Below are 16,647 nucleotides of genomic sequence, written 5' to 3'. Positions count from 1 at the left end.
TCCTACCCTGCGATCTTTTGATCTTTGCGACATCTCCTACCACCATTCCTGGCAGTTATGGTCATTGCTGTAGGACACGGTCTTACGGACAATCAACCCCCGTTCTCGCTCATGGATTTGCAGGTATGTCGCAACAGATATTTTTCGCCCACGCCAATGGCTTTCCTTCGGGGACCTACGGCAAGTTGTTCGCGGCGCTGGCGCCCGAGTATCAGGTGACGCATCTGGAGCAGCACGCCCATGACCCGCGCTTTCCAGCCGACGACAACTGGAACAATCTGGTGGATGAGCTGATTCATCACCTAAAGCAGCAACCGGAACCGGTTTGGGGCGTCGGTCACTCCTTCGGCGGCGTGCTGCACCTGCACGCCGCCTTGCGTTGCCCTGAGCTGTATCGCGGCGTGGTGATGCTCGATTCACCGGTGCTGACCCGCGCCGATCAATGGGTGATCCGTGCCGCCAAGCGCTTCGGGTTCATCGATCGCTTGACCCCGGCCGGCCGCACGTTGGGACGACGGGAAGAGTTTGCCGATCTGGACGCAGCCCGATTGTATTTCGCCGGTAAAACCCTGTTTCGTGGCTTCGATCCGGAATGCTTCGAGGCCTATCTTCAACATGGTTTGCACAATGTCGGTGGCAAGCTACGGCTGCGTTTTGACCCGGCCACGGAAATCAGCATCTACCGCGGTGTGCCCCACACCAGCCCCGGCCGCGCACGGCAGTTGAAAGTGCCGCTGGCGGTGGTTCGCGGGCACAAGAGCCGCGTGGTGATGCGCCATCACGCCCGATCCGTCGGGCGTATGCCTTTGGGCGAGTCCTTGACCATTCCCGGCGGCCATATGTTTCCCCTCGAACGTCCACAAGACACGGCCACGCTGCTGAAGAATCTGTTCAGTCGCTGGGACGGTCGCAGCCAACAGGATTGCGCATGAACAGCGTCGTCGAAGAAGTTCGCCTGAGCCTGCCGCATATCGAGTTGGCGGCGCACTTGTTCGGGCCTGAAGATGGCTTGCCAGTGATTGCCTTGCACGGCTGGCTGGACAACGCCAACAGCTTTGCCCGGTTGGCACCGAAGCTCAAGGGTTTGCGCATCATCGCGCTGGACATGGCCGGGCATGGTCACTCGGGGCATCGGCCGAATGGCGCCGGTTACGCGCTGTGGGACTACGCGCACGACGTGCTGCAAGTGGCCGAGCAGTTGGGGTGGAAACGTTTTGCGCTGCTGGGGCATTCCCTGGGGGCGATTGTCTCGCTGGTGCTGGCCGGGTCGTTGCCGGAGCGGGTGACTCATCTGGCCTTGATCGACGGCATCATTCCTCCTACAGACAAAGGCGAAAACGCCGCCGAACGCATGGGCATGGCCCTGCAAGCGCAGCTGGATCTGCGGGAAAAACGCAAACCGGTCTACAACACTCTCGATCGCGCCATCGAAGCACGAATGAAAGGCTTGGTGGCGGTCAGTCGCGAAGCCGCCGAACTGCTGGCCCAGCGCGGCTTGATGCCGGTGCCGGGCGGCTATACCTGGCGCACCGACAACCGCCTGACCCTTCCATCACCGCTACGTCTGACCACTGAACAGGCGATGGCCTTCGTCCAGCGCGTCAGTTGCCCGGCACACCTGGTGGTCGCGGCTGACGGCATGCTCGCCAAACATCCTGAGTTGCTGGAACGTCTACCCTTTAGCCGTGAACAGTTGCCTGGCGGCCATCATTTGCACCTGAATGACGAACCCGGTGCCGACCTTGTCGCAGACTGTTTCAATCGGTTCTTCGCCGTTCCTTGACTTGCGCCCGGCAACTGTCGAGGCTGGGCGGGTTGAAATGGGAGACAACCATGATAGATCTGTACACCGCTGCGACCCCGAATGGCCACAAGGTCTCTATCGTGCTCGAGGAACTCGGCCTGCCCTATACAGTGCATGCCTTGAGTTTCGACAAAAAGGAACAGAAGTCCCCGGACTTCCTCAAGATCAATCCCAATGGGCGGATTCCGGCGATTGTCGACCGTGCCAATGGCGATTTCGCCGTGTTCGAGTCCGGCGCGATTCTGATTTACCTCGCCGAGATGACCGGCAAACTGCTGCCCCAAGACCCCAAGGGGCGCTCGGTGGTGTTGCAGTGGCTGATGTTCCAGATGGGCGGAATCGGGCCGATGCAGGGCCAGGCCAACGTGTTTTTCCGCTATTTCCCGGAAAAACTCCAGGGCGCCATCGACCGTTATCAACACGAAACCCGGCGCTTGTATGAAGTGCTCGACACGCGTCTGCAAGCCGTAGAGTTTCTGGCGGGCGAGTACAGCATTGCCGACATCGCCACTTATCCGTGGGTCCGTGGCCATGAATGGTCCGGTGTCGCGGTGGATGGTTTGTCAGCCCTGCAGCGCTGGATGGCGACCATGGAGGCGCGCCCTGCGATCCAACGCGGTTTACTGGTGCCCGAGCGCATCGATGACGACAGTGTCATCAAGGGTGCCCAAGCCATGCTGATTCGATGAGTCTATCCATGCGTTCACTCACTCTGCTGGCGCTGTGTTGTTTCAGTCCTCTTTTATTTGCCGCTGATATCCCTGGCAGTCAGGACCTGCCGATCGTGCCGCGTATGGCCGATGCGCAGATCGTCGACTATCGCCCGGCTGTCGAGCTCGAGCGGATATATCCGTTGGGTTCGATCCGCAAGATCAGCGGCCAGCTGCGTTTCGACGGTCAGGTCACTGCTCGGGGTCAAACCACCTCGGTGACCTACGAATTGCCACCGGAGCATTCCTCTACCGACGCCTTCACTACCGCTCGCGAAGCCTTGCAGAAACAGGGCGCCGAGTTGCTGTTCTGGTGCCAGGCCCGGGATTGTGGCGAAAGCAGCCTGTGGGCCAATGAAGTCTTCGGCAACGCCAAGCTGTATGGCGCCGATAATCAGCAGGCTTATTTGCTGCTGCGTCTGGCAGCCCCTCAAGACAACACACTGGTGGCGCTTTACAGCATCACTCGCGGCAATCGCAAAGCCTATCTGCACGTCGAGCAGTTCGACGCTGCTGCACCATTGGGCGATCTGGTGCCAACGTCCGCGACCTTGCTGCGACAGCTAAAAAGCACTGGGAAACTCGACTTCCCCAAACTCGGCGGCGACCCTGACGACACCTGGCTGCGTTTGATTTCCCGAGGCCTGAACCTGGACACCACGTTGCGCGTCAATGTTTCGGGGCCCAATGCCGAAGCCTGGCGTCAGGCATTGATCGGCCAGGGCGTGCGGTCGGCACGGATGGAAACCGGCAACGTCGAAGGCTCTGGCCTGCACTTCGAACTGTTGCGATAAGCTTCATTGGGCGAACGTGTTCCGCGTGTTCGCCTACTCTTTGCTGACTGACTTTTTCGGCTGACTTTTTTCAGGATCATACATGCTCAATAACGATCGGCTGTTGGTGCAGATTCTGCTCCTGGTGCTGTTTGGCGCGAGCTTTTGGGTGATGGCGCCGTTCTGGTCGGCGCTGTTCTGGGGCGCGGTGCTGGCGTTTGCCAGTTGGCCGCTGATGCGTTTGTTGACCCGTTGGCTCAATGGTCGTGAATCCCTGGCGGCGCTGTTACTGACGCTGACCTGGATGTTACTGGTGGCAGCACCGCTGGTGTGGCTGGGCTTCAACCTGGCGGATCATGTACGCGATGCCACTGCGTTCATCAAGGATGTGCAAGTCGACGGTCTGCCTGAAGCACCGATCTGGCTGGGGGGTATTCCCTTGGTCGGCGAGCGGTTGGTGGGGATCTGGAACAGCATCGATCAGCAAGGCGCGGCGATGATGCTGGCGATCAAGCCTTATCTGGGGCAGGTCGGTAACTGGTTGCTGGCGCGCAGTGCACAGATCGGCGGTGGCATCCTTGAGCTGACGCTGAGTATTGTCTTTGTGTTCTTTTTCTACCGGGACGGGCCGCGGTTGGCGGTGTTTGTTCATGGGTTGCTGGAACGGCTGATCGGTGACCGCGCCGGCTATTACATCGAATTGGTGGCGGGCACCGTGCAGCGCGTGGTCAACGGCGTGATCGGCACCGCGGCGGCTCAGGCAGTGCTGGCGTTGATCGGCTTCCTGATTGCCAGCGTGCCGGGGGCGCTGGTGCTGGGGGTTGTGACATTTTTGCTGAGCCTGATTCCGATGGGGCCGCCGTTGGTGTGGATTCCGGCCACGGCGTGGTTGGCCTGGAAGGGCGAGTACGGGATGGCGGTGTTCCTCGGGATTTGGGGGGCGTTCATCATCAGCGGGGTCGACAACGTGCTTAAGCCGTACCTGATCAGTCGGGGCGGGAATTTGCCGTTGGTGATTGTGCTGCTCGGGGTGTTTGGCGGGTTGATTGCATTTGGGTTTATCGGTCTGTTCATCGGCCCGACATTGTTGGCCGTGGCTTACAGCCTGCTGACTGATTGGAGCAAGAGTCAGGCTCGGGTCGAGGATCGCCGGCCCTGAAAAGCGGTGGGGAGCGTGATCGCGTATATCCGGGCCAATGCGGTTGGCGTAGGAGCTGCCGCAGGCTGCGATCTTTTGATCTTTTTGATTGTCACATCGGCTCCGGCGGCCCAATCAGTCTTCCCATCACCCCAAACAACCCCAACTCCCGAATCGCTTCCAACTCCCCCTGCGTCTCCACCATCTCGGCAATCAACGGCAAATCAATACTGTTGGTCGCCCGGAAAATCGCTTCGATGAACAGGCGCTTGTCAGTCTGTTCATTGATACCCCGAATGTAGGCTCCGTCGATTTTCAGGTAAGCCAGCCCCAGTTGCGTCAGGTTGCCAATCTGGCTGAAGTTGCCGCCGAAGTGCTGCAAACCGATGCGATAACCGGTGTTGAGCAGGCTATGGCTCAGGCGTTGCAACTCTTCGGGGGGCGGCAGTTGGCGTTCGTCGATTTCCAGGGTCAGCAGCGGCGCCAGCTCCGGCAGTGATTCAAGTATGTCGCAGATCAGTTTCAGCTGGGTCTGATCGCGCAGAGTGCTGCCGGACAGGCTCAGCGCGAGCGGCCAACGGTTGGCGGCGAGGTATTCCAGGGTGGTTTCCAGCATCGCCAGGTCGAACCGTGCCGACCAGCCAAGGCGCTCGATCCACGGCAGGAAATGCCCGGCGGCAATCGCCTCGCCTTGCGGGTCGAGCAGACGGGCGAGGACTTTGTGATGCAACACCTGGCTGGTATCGGCGCATTGCACCACCGGTTGAAAATACAGCTGCATCTTGCCCTCGGTCAGTGCATCGTCGATCCAGCTGCGCCAGTCGTGTTGGGTCTGGTTCGGTGCGGTATCGGAATAGGCCAAGTGTATCCACGGCCGCTCGGGGTGCTGGCGGGCCTGGGTCAGCGCTTGATCCAGGCGCAGCAGCACATCGTTCGCCGGTTCGCCGGGGGAGTAGGCGACGACGCCCAAGTGCGCCACCGGCATGCAGTCGCTGGCACCGGTCAGGCGCAGGTTTTCCAGGGTGGCGCTGATTTCGGAAGCCAGGCGTACGGCGTCCTTATGGTCCAGGCCCGGGGTCAGCAAGCTGAATTCGCCACCCCGATTGCGCGCCGCGAGCCAGGTTCGACGTTCCGGTGGTTGCGTCAGGCGTTTGAGCAGTTCGCCGACGGCGCCAATCAGGGTATCGGTGCGCTGGCCGCCCAGACGTTGGTTTAGGCCGATCAGGTCATTGATCCGCAGCATGAGCAAATGGCCGTCGCAGCTTTGCTCGGAAACCAGTAGTTGGTCGGCCAGTTGCTCATCCAGCAAACGCCGGTTGGCTAAACCCGTAAGACTGTCCTGATAAGAATCGGACCGCAGTTTTTCGCTGCGCGCGGCCTCTTCTTCGAACAGCGCCTTGAGTTTTTCCACCATCTGGTTCATAGCCAGCACCACGCGTTTGAGCTCCGGGGTGCGCGGCAGTTTCGGCAAACTGCGGAACTCGCGCTTGCTGATGGCTTCAGCCTGTTTGACCATCTTGTCGAGCGGGCGCAATTGCCGGCGCAACAGCCAGCCACCAAACACGGCGCTGAGCAGTCCGCAAATCAACAACCAGATCAGACTGCCGAGGGTACTATCCCAGAGTTTGGCCAGGGCGAATTGCGGATTGCTTAGCACTTCGACCCGAGCCGCTTGCTCCCAGCCACGCATGATCAGTGCATCGCCACCCTGTGGGCGCAGGTTCACCAGGCTGATGAACCAGCCGGGAACACCCTCGATTTGCGCCGGTGTGCTGCGTTCCACCAGCACCCGTTCATCCACAATATTGACGACCCGAATGCTGCTGAAATAACCACTGTCGAAAATCGAGCTGACCATCAATTCGATCATCGCCGGGTCATCGATCTGCGCAGTCAATGACAAGCCCAGCGCCGTGGCGGCGTCCTGGGCGTGGGAGCGCAATTGGCCAAGCATCTGTTCGCGAGAGCTTTCCAGGCTGACAAAAAAACTGCCGCCGAAGGCCACCAGCAAAAACAGGCAAATGGCGAGGAACAACTGTTTGCGCAGTGACATAAAACGCTCCTTGCAGTAACGGCTAGCCTTCGCCCACGGCGAACCCTTCAAATTGCATCTTTTTCAACACGTCTTGCCAGCGCGACAGTTTTTTCGAGTCGCTGCTGCGTTTGCCACCATTGGCTCCCGGCAAATACAGGCCTTCGGCGTTAAAGGCGTACACCGGCAACAGGTCTTTGCGTTGGGAAGCGGGACGGATCTCGCCGATCAGGTTGTCCAGCACCAGCGGATCGGCCGTGGGGCTGCTGTAGAAGGTCAACACCATGTGCGCCTGGTTCTGGGTCAGGGCCTTGACGTAGGTGATGCGCAGTTTCTCGCTGGGAATTCCGAGGTGTCGCAGGCTGAAATATTTCGCCAGGGCGTAGTCCTCGCAGTCGGCGGCGCCCTTGATCAAGGATTCGACGGGCGTGGCCCAGTAATCGGTCTGACGCCAGATACGCGTGTCGTCCTGAAAGCTCAGTTGTTGATTGAAGAAGCGATTGACTGCATTCAGTTGTTCGCGCTCGGGCGCGTTGAGTTCGCTTTGCAGCATTTGAGTCCAGGCCTCGATCCTTCCCCGGGCCAGCCCAAGGGGGCCGTAACGTTTTTCGGCCGTTTGCAGAATCTGCGCAAAGTCCCAGTCGGCCCAGACGCTGCCTATCCCTGCCAGCAGAAAACTCGTCAGCAGCAGCCATCCGCCGAACCGAAGTCGGAGCGTTGACCATCCTGGACTACGCGGACTGCGGGACATGTCTGGCTGCTCGGGTGCAGATGTCTGAAGTCTAGGCGGTGTTTTCAGCGAGGAAGGGCAGGTCGTCGGACGAAGGGGGGATTGCAGGACTGCTTTTGTGGCGAGGGGGCTTGCCCCCGTTGGGTTGCGAAGCAGCCCCAGAACCGCCAACCCATCTTATCCTGACACACCGCATTGATTGGTTGGCGACTGCTGCGCAGCCGAACGGGGGCAAGCCCCCTCGCCACAAAAGCTCCCTCACCGCAAAAGCCCCGGGCCACAGATGGGGATCAGGGTTTATGCAGGGTTTTCTGCTTGAGGATATAAACCGTCACCAGCACTGCACTGGTCAGCATGAACCCGCGCGCCCACGGCAGGGGCACCAGGTAGCAGGACAGCAAAATGCTCGCCCACATGATGCCGATCGCATAGACCTTGCCCTTGAGTGGAATGCCGTTGCCACTCAGATAGTCGCGAACCCACGGCCCAAGCCGTGGATGTTCAACCAGCCACTGATAGAAACGCGGAGAGCTGCGGGCGAAACAGGCGGCCGCCAGCAGCAGGAACGGTGTGGTGGGCAGCACCGGCAGGAAAATCCCGATCACCCCCAGCGCTACGCTTAGCCAGCCGATGGCCAGCAGCACGTAGCGCAACATCAGGGGGCGGTTGCCTATGGGGTTGTCCATAGGCAAAACCTTAATGGTGACGTGGCTTGAGAATCGCCGGTTTTTCGTCTGGCGCCTGGCACAGCAGGTACAGCGCGGTCAGGGCTTCCGGGATCTGCACGATCATGTCGTCCATCAGGTTGGCGTCTTTGGCGATGTCTTCGAACTCTGGCTGTTCGTCGAACAGACCGGAACCGACCATGATCGGCAGCAGCATTTCGCTGACTTCATCTTCGGCGGTTTCGAACCAGGCGGCTTCGCGCAGGAATACGCCTTCCATGAAACCGATGCACCAGCCGCGCAGGTCGGAGTCATCCGGCTCTTCGCCCAGGTCGAGGTCGCACGGCAGCTCGAACTCTTCGTCGGACGCCAGTTGGCGAGCGATGTGCGCCTTGAGCAGCAGCAGGGTGGATTCGATCGCTTCACGCTCGGTGTCGTCGGCGTAATGCGGCTCTTCGGCGAAGAGTGCGTCGATCCATTCACGGTCGGGAACGCTCTCGGAACAGATCGACAGCGCAGTCAGGTAGCCGTGGGCGGCCACGTAGTCCAGCGCCTCGTCATGCAGCTCGTCGGCGTCGAGGAAGACTTGCAGGCGGGTTAGTTGCTCAGCGAAGGACATTAAAGGGCTACCTTGGGGAGAATATACGATGCGGGAATTCTAGGCCTTCTTGAGCGCTCAGGCCAGCCGCGCGGCATATTTGCCCCTAGGCGCACTGCCTTCCCCCGTAGGAGCTGCCGAAGGCTGCGATCTTTTGATCTTCAACAATTGCAGCCTCGCCGAAATCAAGATCAAAAGATCGCAGCCTTCGGCAGCTCCTACAGAGGATCGGCGAGCGGCGTCCTTTGTGGGACAGGCGTCGGGTATACTCGCGCGTTTTGTGATGCCCTGCTGGCGTCACGGCTGAAATGTGCAGCGTCATGCAATGCGCACTTACGATTTGTCGGTGCAGCTTTCATGATTCTGAACCAGCCTTGCAGGGATGTTTCGGTGATTTTTGGAGTTTTTATGCTCGAACAGGCTCAACGCGTCCTCAAGGACATCTTCGGCTACGACAGTTTCCGTGGCCGTCAGGGTGCAATCATTGAGCGCGTGGCCAGTGGCGGCGACGCCCTGGTGCTGATGCCTACCGGTGGCGGCAAGTCCTTGTGCTTCCAGGTGCCGGCGTTGTTGCGCGAAGGCCTGGCGGTGGTGGTGTCGCCGCTGATCGCGCTGATGGACGATCAGGTCGCCACCCTCGAAGAGCTGGGCGTCGCCGCGGCGGCGTTGAACTCCACGTTGAGCGCTGAGCAACAGCGTGATCTGGCGGCGCGGATCAAGCGCGGCGAGGTGAAAATGCTCTACCTGGCGCCCGAGCGCCTGGTTCAGCCGCGCATGCTGGCCTTCCTGCAAAGCCTTGAAATCGCCCTGTTCGCCATCGACGAAGCGCACTGTGTGTCCCAATGGGGCCACGACTTCCGTCGGGAATACCTGCAACTGGGCCAGTTGGCGGAACTGTTTCCCAACGTCCCGCGCATTGCCCTGACCGCAACGGCCGACAAGCGCACCCGGGAAGAAATCGTCGATCGTCTGCATTTGCAGGATGCCGAGCGCTTCCTCTCGAGTTTCGACCGCCCCAATATTTTCTATCGCATCGTGCCCAAGGAACAGCCGCGCAAGCAGCTGCTGGCGTTCCTCGCCGAGCGGCGCAGCGATGCCGGTATCGTTTACTGCCTGTCGCGCAAAAAGGTTGATGAAGTAGCGGTGTTCCTCAGCGAGCAAGGTTTCCCGGCGCTGCCATACCATGCCGGTCTGCCCAACGACACGCGGGCCCATCACCAGAAGCGCTTCCTCAACGAGGAAGGCCTGATCATGGTTGCCACCGTGGCGTTCGGCATGGGCATCGACAAACCTAACGTACGTTTTGTCGCGCACCTGGATTTGCCGAAGTCCCTTGAGGCCTACTATCAGGAAACCGGTCGCGGCGGGCGTGACGGCCTGCCGGCGGATGCCTGGATGGCGTACGGCCTGCAAGACGTGGTGATGCTCAAGCAGATGCTGCAAAACTCCGAAGGCGACGAGCGCCACAAGCGTCTGGAGCAGCACAAGCTCGACGCCATGCTCTCGCTCTGCGAAGAAACCCGCTGCCGCCGCCAGACCCTGCTCGCGTACTTCGACGAAGACATGCCCGAGCCCTGCGGCCACTGCGACAACTGCGTCGACGGCGTGCAAACCTGGGACGCCACCGAGCCGGCCCGTCAGGCGCTGTCGGCGATCTACCGCACCGGTCAGCGTTATGGCGTCGGTCATCTGGTTGACGTGTTGCTGGGCAAGGACAACGAAAAGGTTCGCAGCTTCGGCCATCAGCATTTGTCGGTATACGGTGTAGGCAAAGCGATGGGGGAGAGCGAATGGCGCTCCTTGTTCCGACAGCTTGTTGCCCGTGGTCTGGCGGACATCGACCTCGAAGGCTACGGCGGCCTGCGCCTGAGCGACACCTGCCGACCGCTGCTCAAGGGCGAAGTGACCCTGGAGTTGCGCCGCGATCTCAAGCCACAAATCACAGCCAAGACCGCCAGCAAGAGCCCGGCCAGCCAACTGGTTCGCGGCGAAGAACGCGAACAGTGGGAAGCCTTGCGTGCCCTGCGTCGCAAACTCGCCGAAGAGCATGGCGTGCCGCCGTACGTCATCTTCCCCGACTCGACCCTGCTGGAAATGCTCCGCAGCCAGCCGACTTCTCTGGCGGAAATGGCCACGGTCAGCGGTGTCGGCGCGCGCAAGCTGGAGCGTTACGGCGAGGCCTTCCTCGAAGTGCTCGGCGGTCAAGTCGAGGCGCCGAAAGTGGTGGCCGATGTGCGCCACGAGTTGATCACTCTGGCTCGGGCCGGCATGACACCGTTGCAGATCGCCGGTCAGTTGCAATGCTCGGAAAAGAACGTCTACGCGATGCTCGCCGAGGCGATTGGCAAGCAGCAGTTGTCGCTTGAACAAGCGCTGGACCTGCCCGAAGAATTGATGGGTGAAGTCCAGGACGCTTTCCTCGACGGCGAAGGCGAACTGCCGCCCGTGTCAGAAATTGCTGCGCTGTTCGCGGGGAGAGTTCCAGAAGGTGTTTTGTATTGCGTTCGTGCCGCCCTGCAGTCGGAATTCGAAGTCTGAATGACTTGCGGCACAGATGTAACGATTCAGTACAGAGCAAACCTTGCCTATAGCCAAAGGTCATGCTTAGCTGACTAATAATTAGTTTTTCTCTATTTTCAGTCTAACCATGAGTGTTTTATGCCGTTAACCGATCAACACCGCTTTGGCATGCAACTGGCCCAGATGTCTCGTGGCTGGCGTGCCGAACTGGACCGCCGACTGGCTGGCCTGGGTCTGTCCCAGGCGCGCTGGCTGGTGCTGCTGCACTTGGCGCGTTTCGAGAATGCCCCCACCCAACGCGAACTGGCGCAAAGCGTCGGCGTCGAAGGGCCCACCTTGGCTCGGCTGCTCGACAGCCTGGAAAGTCAGGGCCTGGTGCAGCGCCAATCCGTGCTGGAAGACCGTCGGGCGAAAAAAATCGTCCTCTGTGCCCCGGCCCGGCCCTTGATCGAACAAATTGAAACCATTGCCACTCAATTGCGCCACGAACTGTTCGAAGGCGTTGATGAGGCGGATTTGAAGGTCTGCATGCGCGTCCACGGGCACATCCTGGCCAACCTGGAAAAATCTTGAGGCACAACCACGCGCCGGACTTTTGAGATACCCCGTTGGGCAGACTATAAAGAACTACTAGGCAATATCGTGTTCGTACCGGATGTGCGAACACGTACAGGTTGGTTCTGGTTATCTAAGGGATGCTCATGCTCGAGAGTTGGCACGTTGTATTGCGGTGTTGCGGCAGGTTGCTACTGGTCGGTGGTGCTGTCACTTACTCGGCATTGGCCCCTGCGCTCGGTTTGGGTGAGATCACCCAGCATTCGGCGTTGAATCAGCCGTTCAATGCCGACATCGCCCTGGTGGACGCCGGTGGTCTGGAAGAGGGCGAGCTATCGGTCAGCCTGGCGACGGCGGACGAATTCAGCCGCGCCGGCGTCGAGCGGGTGTTCTTCCTTAACGACCTGAAGTTCACACCGATCCTGCGGGGCAACCGCAGCCTGATCCGGGTGACTTCCAGCAAACCGGTCAAGGAACCCTTCCTGAATTTTCTGGTGCAGCTCAATCAGCCCAACGGGCGTTTGCTGCACGAGTACACAGTGCTGATCGATCCGCCGGGTTCGCCGGGAATTGTTCCCGTCAACGACGAGCCCGAGCCGCGCCCTCAGTCTTCCGCGTTCCCGTCTGTCGAACCGGCTGTTGCACCGCCACCTGCTGCGAAGGCGGCGGCGCCCAAGCCTGATGTCGAAAAACCCGCTGCTGCGCCCGCGAATGATGCTGTTGCCGAACAACTGGCCGCCAGCGTGCTACAGAACCAACAGTTGCAAAAGACCATCGATGAACTCAATTCGAAGCTTCAGGCTCAGGACGAGCAGATCGCCGGGCAGAAAAAGCAGGTCATCGAGTTGCAAACCCAATTGGCGGAAGTCAAACAGGCATCGGTAGAGCCGGTCGCTCCCCAGGTGACGGCACCGGTGCCCGTTGTAGTAGAGGAGTCTGAACCGACTCCGTGGCTGCTGATCATCGGGTTGCTGGCACTGGTGGCGTTGGTATTGCTCGCAGTATTCATTCGCCGTCAACGACAGGAGGCTCAGGCTCAGGTCCAGTCCGAGCCGCTACCCGTGCTGCCGTCGCGTCATGAACCGGTGCTTGACCGCACAGCAGAACCGATCAGGCCGACGTCCCAGCCGCAACCGCTAGCCGGATCGGCCGAAGAGACTCCCGCAGGCGACGTGCTGGAAGGGGTGGGTATCTATCTGGCGTATGGCCGTTTGTCCGAGGCGGCCGGTTTGTTGCGAGATGCGTTGGTCAGGGAGCCCCAGCGCACCGATCTGGCCGTGCAACTGTTGGAAGTCCTCGGTAAACAGGGCGACGCACAAGCTTATGACGCGCAGGAAAGCAGCCTGCGAGACGCCGGGTTCGATGCACAGCAACTTCAGGACATCCGCGCCCGCCATCCGAAACTGATCAGCGCCGCACCGGTGGTCGCCACCGTGGCAGTGGCGCCGCCCACGCCTGCAATCCCTGAAGCGGCACCGAGCGATGAGTTCCAGTTGAACCTCGATGACCTGTCGATGGATTCGAATTGGGACCTGATCAGCCCCTTCGAAAACTCGTCATCCAGCGCTAAACCGTCGAATGAGTCAGCGCAGGCAGACGACCCCGGGTTCACCTCGAATCTGCATGTGTTGCCCGATGTTTTCGAGATGCCCGAGGAACCGACACTGGACGAGCCCGAGCTTGAATGGATCGCCGAACCTGACGCTCAATCTCTGGACGAGACCTTTCTCGACGAATTCAGCGATCCCGGCCAACCGCTGGAGATTGAGCCGCTGAATGCCGAATTGATGGATCTTGAGCCGGCCGGGCCGAGCAGCGCGGGCAAACTCGAACAGGCCCAGACCTGCATCGACGACGGCGATCTGGACAGCGCCATCGAGCTGCTCAACGAGTTACTCAAGGAGGGCGACGAACCGCTCAAGGAAACGGCCCGGACGCTGTTGGCCGGTATTCGATAAACCCTTTCCTGTAGGAGCGAGGCTTGCCCGCGAATCAGGCGGCGCGGTTTATCAGAATAACTGCATTATCGTTCTTCGCGGGCAAGCCTCGCTCCTACAGGATCAAGGGCCACAGGAGTTTTACCATTCATGACCGCACGTAAACCGGAAATCGTCATCACCTATTGCACGCAATGCCAATGGCTGTTGCGCGCCGCCTGGCTGGCCCAGGAACTGCTCAGCACCTTCGGCGATGACCTGGGCAAAGTGTCTCTGGTGCCCGGCACCGGCGGGGTTTTTCACATTTTCTGTGATGAGGTGCAGCTCTGGGAGCGCAAGGCCGACGGTGGTTTTCCCGAGGCCAAGGTGCTCAAGCAGCGGGTCCGCGATCAGATCGATCCGGACCGCGACCTGGGCCACAACGACCGCACTCAGTGAGACGGGGCTTGCGCCGCCACTGCGTTCTTGCTTGAGCTGCCGGACAACCGGCTGGAAACCACGATGGCCACGATGATCAGCGCGCCGCCGATCAGCATGCGCAGCGTCGGGTTTTCATCGAACAGCAGCCAGGCCAGGGTGATGCCGTAAACCGGTTCCAGAGCAAACACCACTGACGCGGTCCGGGCTTTGATCACCGCCAGGCTGGCGACGAACAGGCTGTGGGCGACGCCGGTGCAGAACACCCCGAGCAGGCCGATCCACAGCCAGTCGATGGCGCGCACTTCGCTCAACTGCGGCACCGCCACCGGCATCAGGCAGATCGCAACCACCACGTTCTGACACAGGGCAGCCTGCACCGGCGGAATTCGTCCGGAGCTGGCGCGGTTGGTCAGAGACAGCAGGGCGAACAGCAAGCCGGAAGCCACCGCCCACAACAGGCCGGTGGTGGCGCCGCTGGCCAGATCGAAGTCCGGTGTGACCAGCACCAATCCAATGCTGACCAGCACCACCAACAGGATTTCATTGGCGCGGATGCGCTCGCGGAAGATCAGCCCTTCGAGGATCACGGTAAACGCCGGGAAACTGGCAAAACCCAGGGTCGCGATCGCCACCCCCGCCACCTTCACCGCGATGAAGAAACTCACCCAGTGCCCGGTCAGCAGCAAGCCGCTGAGCAGCAGGCGGCGCAGGTCCGCGGCGTCGAGTTTCTGCCAACGGGTATTGCTGGCGAACCGTGCGAAAAACGTCAATGCGAGGACGGCAAACGCGGCACGGCCGAACACGATGATGGCCGGCGAGGCGGCGGCGAGTTTGCCGAATACGCCAGTCAGGCCGAACATCAGTGCGCCGATATGCAGAGCGCCAAGGGCGGTACGGGGAGTCATTGCAATCCTTAACGACAAACGAACAAATGTCCTACATTGAATCGTGCTGAGCCGATTATGTCTGTCGCCAGACTCGCGTCATTTGTCGCCAGCCTCGCGGCGCAATTTACCGGGTGAGGCACCGAACTCGCGCAACACGGCCGCGGCGAACGCACTCTGCGAGCTGTAACCGACTCGACAGGCGATCTCGCCAATGGGCAACGCCGAATCGCGCAACAGGCTCACGGCAATGTGCAGCCGACGACTGCGAATGTAGTCCATCGGCGTTTGCCCGCATTCCGCCACGAACCGTGCGTGCAACCGAGCGCTGGACAAGCCGGCAATGCGCGCCAGATCGGCGACTTGCAGCGGATAGGCCGCGTATTGATCGATGTGCGCATTCAGTGCCGCATAAGGCAGACGCCGACCGCCCACACTGTCGGGTTTGGCATTGTTCAGGCTGGCGAGCAACAGCACCGCGCCTTGCTGGGCGATCAGCGGATCACTGATCTGACTGCCTGCCAGCCAACTCACCAGTTGGCTTTGCCCGGCGTCCAGCGACAGGCGCCCGGCATTGTCGAGCAAGCGGCGGCTGGCTTCGGCGTGATCGCCAAGGGACTGCGAAACCCACTGGTCGCTCGGCACATCCAGCACCAGGCAACGACTGCCACGAGCACTGTCGCAGGCATGATGCGCGCCCGACGGCACCACCACGAAACTCTGCTGCACCACCTGACTACCATGCCCCTCGACCTCGAAGTCCAGCGCGCCCGACAGCCCGAACACCAGTTGCGCGTGGTCGTGGCTGTGGACGATCAGGTCGTGGGTGTACTGGCGTAGCGTGAGGATCGGTCTCATCGCAGGTCTCCTGTGCAGGTCGCCAGTCTACACCGGGTGCGGCCCGACTCGCGCTGTCACAAGACTGACTTGCCACTGTCATGGGCAATTCACCCGACCGGCGCAAGCTTGCCAAAACTTGTCCTGAGGGTTGCCCATGACCAGCGCCGAGCTCGCCAAACCCAGCCGTAAGCAACGTGTGCGGACCTTGTGGATTTCCGATGTGCATTTGGGCACCCGGGACTGCCAGGCCGAACACCTGTCGCAATTTCTCAAGGGCTACCACACCGACAAGATCTACCTGGTCGGCGACATCATCGACGGCTGGAAACTGCGCAGCGGCATGTATTGGCCGCAAGCGCACACCAATGTGATTCGTCGTCTGCTGACCATGAGCAAGCGCGGCACAGAAGTGATCTACGTCACCGGCAACCATGACGAATTCCTGCGCCGTTATTCGAAGCTGATGTTGGGCAATATCCAGTTGGTGGATGAAGCCGTGCATGTGACCGCCGATGGCCGTCATTTGCTGGTGATTCACGGCGATCAGTTCGACGTGATCACCCGTTACCATCGCTGGTTGGCGTTTCTCGGCGATTCGGCCTATGAATTCACCCTGACGCTCAACCGCTGGCTCAACCATTGGCGTGCCCGTTATGGCTATGGCTACTGGTCGCTGTCGGCGTACCTCAAGCACAAGGTCAAGACCGCCGTCAGTTTCATCAGCGATTTTGAAGAAGCCATCGCCCACGAATGCGTCAAACGCGAGTTGCACGGGGTGGTGTGCGGGCACATTCACCATGCCGAGATTCGCAAGGTCGGCGGGGTGGATTACCTCAATTGCGGGGATTGGGTGGAGTCGTGCACGGCGCTGATCGAGCATTGGGATGGGTCGATCGAGTTGTATCGGTTGGCCGATGCCCAGGCGCGAGAGGCTGAGTTGAAGGCGGTGAAGGTCGCGGAGCCGGCATAAAAAACAAAATCAAAAGATCGCAGCCTTCGGCAGCTCCTACAGGGGATCGCGTTTCCTTGTAGGAGCTGCCG

Annotated in this window: 16 protein-coding genes; 10 read left to right on the top strand and 6 right to left on the bottom strand. The window is 60.4% G+C overall.

What is annotated here, in order from left to right; genetic code table 11:
* Positions 1-125 precede the first annotated feature (125 nt).
* The 5 genes from F6R97_RS08985 to F6R97_RS08965 all read left to right on the top strand — a co-directional run bounded on the left by F6R97_RS08985 (position 126) and on the right by F6R97_RS08965 (position 4,446).
* The gene (locus F6R97_RS08985) at positions 126-932 is read left to right on the top strand and encodes an alpha/beta fold hydrolase (protein ID WP_048394237.1); all 807 of its coding nucleotides are present in this window, start codon (positions 126-128) and stop codon (positions 930-932) included.
* Positions 929-1,783, top strand: a complete 855-nt coding sequence (locus F6R97_RS08980; RefSeq protein ID WP_007899020.1) for an alpha/beta hydrolase — start codon at positions 929-931, stop codon at positions 1,781-1,783. Before F6R97_RS08985 ends, F6R97_RS08980 begins: the two co-directional genes overlap by 4 nt.
* A 50-nt stretch (positions 1,784-1,833) precedes the next feature.
* Positions 1,834-2,493 (top strand): glutathione S-transferase family protein, encoded by a 660-nt coding sequence (locus F6R97_RS08975; protein WP_038979485.1) that lies wholly within the window; start codon positions 1,834-1,836, stop codon positions 2,491-2,493.
* An 8-nt stretch (positions 2,494-2,501) separates the two neighbouring features.
* Positions 2,502-3,308 (top strand): DUF4892 domain-containing protein, encoded by an 807-nt coding sequence (locus tag F6R97_RS08970; RefSeq protein WP_038979486.1) that lies wholly within the window; start codon positions 2,502-2,504, stop codon positions 3,306-3,308.
* A gap of 82 nt (positions 3,309-3,390) precedes the next feature.
* Positions 3,391-4,446 carry an AI-2E family transporter gene (locus tag F6R97_RS08965; RefSeq protein WP_048394244.1) on the top strand — a complete coding sequence of 352 codons (1,056 nt, stop codon included), beginning with the start codon at positions 3,391-3,393 and terminating at the stop codon, positions 4,444-4,446.
* Between the two features lie 91 nt (positions 4,447-4,537).
* Here F6R97_RS08965 and lapD read toward each other — a convergent pair whose 3' ends face one another.
* From lapD to F6R97_RS08945, 4 genes are all read right to left on the bottom strand, one after another.
* Positions 4,538-6,478 carry a cyclic di-GMP receptor LapD gene (lapD, locus tag F6R97_RS08960; protein ID WP_038979489.1) on the bottom strand — a complete coding sequence of 647 codons (1,941 nt, stop codon included), beginning with the start codon at positions 6,476-6,478 and terminating at the stop codon, positions 4,538-4,540.
* Between the two features lie 22 nt (positions 6,479-6,500).
* Positions 6,501-7,208 carry a cysteine protease LapG gene (lapG, locus tag F6R97_RS08955; RefSeq protein ID WP_315866413.1) on the bottom strand — a complete coding sequence of 236 codons (708 nt, stop codon included), beginning with the start codon at positions 7,206-7,208 and terminating at the stop codon, positions 6,501-6,503.
* 269 nt (positions 7,209-7,477) lie between these two features.
* Positions 7,478-7,873, bottom strand: coding sequence for a YbaN family protein (locus F6R97_RS08950; RefSeq protein WP_038979492.1), 396 nt, complete (start codon positions 7,871-7,873; stop codon positions 7,478-7,480).
* Between the two features lie 10 nt (positions 7,874-7,883).
* Positions 7,884-8,471: a YecA family protein gene (locus F6R97_RS08945; RefSeq protein WP_038979493.1), complete on the bottom strand. Its 588-nt coding sequence runs from the start codon at positions 8,469-8,471 to the stop codon at positions 7,884-7,886.
* 387 nt (positions 8,472-8,858) lie between these two features.
* On the opposite strand from F6R97_RS08945, the gene recQ reads away from it, so the two are divergent.
* From recQ to F6R97_RS08925, 4 genes are all read left to right on the top strand, one after another.
* A complete protein-coding gene (gene recQ / locus F6R97_RS08940; RefSeq protein WP_038979494.1) occupies positions 8,859-10,988 on the top strand; it encodes a DNA helicase RecQ in 2,130 nt (709 codons plus the stop codon).
* Positions 10,989-11,108: 120 nt separating this feature from the next.
* A complete protein-coding gene (locus F6R97_RS08935) occupies positions 11,109-11,543 on the top strand; it encodes a MarR family transcriptional regulator (protein WP_038979496.1) in 435 nt (144 codons plus the stop codon).
* A 128-nt stretch (positions 11,544-11,671) separates the two neighbouring features.
* Positions 11,672-13,483, top strand: a complete 1,812-nt coding sequence (locus F6R97_RS08930) for a FimV/HubP family polar landmark protein (protein ID WP_315866412.1) — start codon at positions 11,672-11,674, stop codon at positions 13,481-13,483.
* Positions 13,484-13,612: 129 nt separating this feature from the next.
* A complete protein-coding gene (locus F6R97_RS08925; protein WP_038979500.1) occupies positions 13,613-13,900 on the top strand; it encodes a SelT/SelW/SelH family protein in 288 nt (95 codons plus the stop codon).
* Here F6R97_RS08925 and F6R97_RS08920 read toward each other — a convergent pair.
* Both F6R97_RS08920 and F6R97_RS08915 read right to left on the bottom strand, forming a co-directional pair.
* Positions 13,894-14,787, bottom strand: coding sequence for a DMT family transporter (locus F6R97_RS08920; protein WP_038979501.1), 894 nt, complete (start codon positions 14,785-14,787; stop codon positions 13,894-13,896). The two genes, F6R97_RS08925 and F6R97_RS08920, sit on opposite strands and share 7 nt — an antisense overlap.
* A 78-nt stretch (positions 14,788-14,865) precedes the next feature.
* Positions 14,866-15,624, bottom strand: coding sequence for a helix-turn-helix transcriptional regulator (locus F6R97_RS08915; RefSeq protein WP_038979502.1), 759 nt, complete (start codon positions 15,622-15,624; stop codon positions 14,866-14,868).
* 136 nt (positions 15,625-15,760) lie between these two features.
* Here F6R97_RS08915 and F6R97_RS08910 point away from each other — a divergent pair, with 136 nt between their 5' ends.
* Positions 15,761-16,576, top strand: coding sequence for a UDP-2,3-diacylglucosamine diphosphatase (locus F6R97_RS08910; RefSeq protein ID WP_038979503.1), 816 nt, complete (start codon positions 15,761-15,763; stop codon positions 16,574-16,576).
* Positions 16,577-16,647 lie beyond the last annotated feature (71 nt).

It is taken from the genome of Pseudomonas sp. JV414 (assembly GCF_032424305.1).
GTDB classification, from domain to species: Bacteria; Pseudomonadota; Gammaproteobacteria; order Pseudomonadales; family Pseudomonadaceae; genus Aquipseudomonas; species Aquipseudomonas lini.
Note: the sequence above shows the minus strand (reverse complement) of the source record. Positions and strands in the feature narration are given on the sequence as shown.